The organism is Streptomyces sp. SPB074, from assembly GCF_000154905.1.
GTDB lineage: Bacteria > Actinomycetota > Actinomycetes > Streptomycetales > Streptomycetaceae > Streptomyces.
The window spans coordinates 5,138,009-5,138,876 of record NZ_GG770539.1 but is presented as its reverse complement, the minus strand read 5'-3'; the positions used below and the strand labels follow the sequence as shown (position 1 = coordinate 5,138,876).

Below are 868 nucleotides of genomic sequence, written 5' to 3'. Positions count from 1 at the left end.
CACACGCTTTTTCAGCCCCTGGCGGCGCCTGAGGAGCGGGGCGTGGAGCGGAGCCCCGCGAGCGGGCCCCGGGGCGGAGCCCCACGAGCCCCCCGCCCCGGGGTCACACGACCTGGTGGAGCCACCGCACCGGCGCCCCCTCCCCCGCGTAGCGAAACGGTTCCAGCTCGTCGTCCCACGGCTTGCCCAGCAGCTTCTGCACCTCGTCCGCGAGCACGCTCTCGCCCGCACCGGCCCGCGCGACGGCCGCCCGCAGCCGGTCCTCGGGGATGAGGATGTCCCCGTGCACCCCGGTGACGGCGTGGAAGATCCCCAGTTCGGGTGTCGCGCTGTACCGCTCGCCCTCGACGCCCGGGGTGGGTTCCGAGGTCACCTCGAAGCGCAGGAGCTGCCAGCCGCGCAGCGCGGAGGCGAGCTTGGAGGCGGTGCCGGTCTCGGCCTGCCAGGAGAACTCGGCACGCCAGGTGCCGGGCGCGGCGGGCTGTCTGATCCAGTCCAGGCCCACCCGCACGCCGAGCACGCTCGCCACGGCCCATTCGACGTGCGGGCACAGCGCGCGCGGTGCGGAGTGCACGTACAGGACTCCACGTGTCGTCGTCACCGGTACCTCCTGTGGGGGACGAGGTGCCAGACCCCTCGCGCCCGTGCCGAGCATTCTTCCCAAATGGGACAGAAGTGACGTACTGCAATGTAGCCGACCGGGAACGGCGGGCCGTCACCGGGCCGGAGCGGTCGCCGTGTCGGCCCCGCCGGAAGCCGCCGGGGCGTGACATGCGCCGCCTCGGGCAAAACTACCCTGCGGGAACGCCCGCGGTGTGACGTACCGTCGACCTCAGCGCTACGAGCACGCGGCTTTCACCCGCGAGGG

1 protein-coding gene is annotated in these 868 nt (G+C 73.3%); it reads right to left on the bottom strand.

Translation table 11 applies throughout. The features are described 5' to 3' along the window. Positions 1-103 precede the first annotated feature (103 nt). Positions 104-655 carry a DUF3145 domain-containing protein gene (locus SSBG_RS21725; protein WP_050776814.1) on the bottom strand — a complete coding sequence of 184 codons (552 nt, stop codon included), beginning with the start codon at positions 653-655 and terminating at the stop codon, positions 104-106. Positions 656-868 lie beyond the last annotated feature (213 nt).

Bases quoted from the DNA above. Each gene is read 5' to 3' on its own strand.
- SSBG_RS21725 (WP_050776814.1), bottom strand. From the start codon at position 655: ATGCTCGGCACGGGCGCGAGGGGTCTGGCACCTCGTCCCCCACAGGAG.